The organism is Vagococcus vulneris (assembly GCF_003950515.1).
GTDB classification, from domain to species: Bacteria; Bacillota; Bacilli; order Lactobacillales; family Vagococcaceae; genus Vagococcus; species Vagococcus vulneris.
In genome coordinates, this window is the sequence record NZ_NGJS01000043.1 from 1 (window position 1) to 1,011 (window position 1,011).

Sequence of the window (1,011 nt, forward strand, 5' to 3'; positions counted from 1 at the left end):
TCATTAATTTAAAACTTGCTAGCGAATTGTTATTCACTAAATATGGTTTGTTTTTACTTTCGTAAAAACGCCCTACACATTTGGTTTGTCTTACTTTGTTCAGTTTTCAAAGGTCTAAATCTTTTTGTTTTAAGTTGCTGTAGCAACTTTTATATAATATCAAACTTGCTTGTCTTTGTCAAATGTTTTTTTGGAATATTCTGAATCTTTAAATAACTAAGACAGCTATGTTATAATAGCAAGTTTTAAAAAATAAGTCAATAGATTTAAAGAAAAAAATTCTTTAAATCGGGAAGACAGGATTCGAACCTGCGACCCCTTGGTCCCAAACCAAGTGCTCTACCAAGCTGAGCTACTTCCCGTATAAAAGACCTAACGCACCCAAGAGGAGTCGAACCCCTAACCTTCTGATCCGTAGTCAGACACTCTATCCAATTGAGCTATGGGTGCTATATATAATGCCGAGGACCGGAATCGAACCGGTACGGTGATCACTCACCGCAGGATTTTAAGTCCTGTGCGTCTGCCAGTTCCGCCACCCCGGCTGAAATAAAAAAGCGGAAGACGGGGTTCGAACCCGCGACCCCCACCTTGGCAAGGTGATGTTCTACCACTGAACTACTTCCGCTAAGAAATAGAATGCCGGCTAAAGGACTTGAACCCTCGACCCTCTGATTACAAATCAGATGCTCTACCAACTGAGCTAAGCCGGCTACAACGATGTTATTTTTAATGACCCGTACTGGGCTCGAACCAGTGACCCTCTGATTAAAAGTCAGATGCTCTACCAACTGAGCTAACGAGTCTATGGAGGTTAACGGGATCGAACCGCTGACCCCCTGCTTGTAAGGCAGGTGCTCTCCCAGCTGAGCTAAACCTCCGATATAACTAATAAAAGCACGGCACCGTCCTACTCTCACAAAGGGAAACCCTTCACTACCCTCGGCGCTAAAAAGCTTAACTTCTGTGTTCGGCATGGTTACAGGTGTATCCTTTTTGCCATCGCCACCG

7 tRNA genes and 1 rRNA gene are annotated in these 1,011 nt (G+C 43.4%); all 8 read right to left on the reverse strand.

The features are described from left to right. Positions 1-288 precede the first annotated feature (288 nt). A tRNA-Pro gene (locus CBF37_RS11515) sits at positions 289-362 on the reverse strand. Between the two features lie 14 nt (positions 363-376). After that, a tRNA-Arg gene (locus CBF37_RS11520) sits at positions 377-450 on the reverse strand. Between the two features lie 9 nt (positions 451-459). Continuing rightward, a tRNA-Leu gene (locus tag CBF37_RS11525) sits at positions 460-545 on the reverse strand. Between the two features lie 11 nt (positions 546-556). Further along, positions 557-628 (reverse strand) — tRNA-Gly (locus tag CBF37_RS11530). A 12-nt stretch (positions 629-640) separates the two neighbouring features. Further along, positions 641-713, reverse strand: a tRNA-Thr gene (locus CBF37_RS11535). A gap of 20 nt (positions 714-733) precedes the next feature. Next, positions 734-806 (reverse strand) — tRNA-Lys (locus CBF37_RS11540). A gap of 2 nt (positions 807-808) precedes the next feature. Beyond that, a tRNA-Val gene (locus CBF37_RS11545) sits at positions 809-881 on the reverse strand. Positions 882-897: 16 nt separating this feature from the next. Next, positions 898-1,011 (reverse strand): 5S ribosomal RNA (gene rrf / locus CBF37_RS11550); the annotation flags it as partial.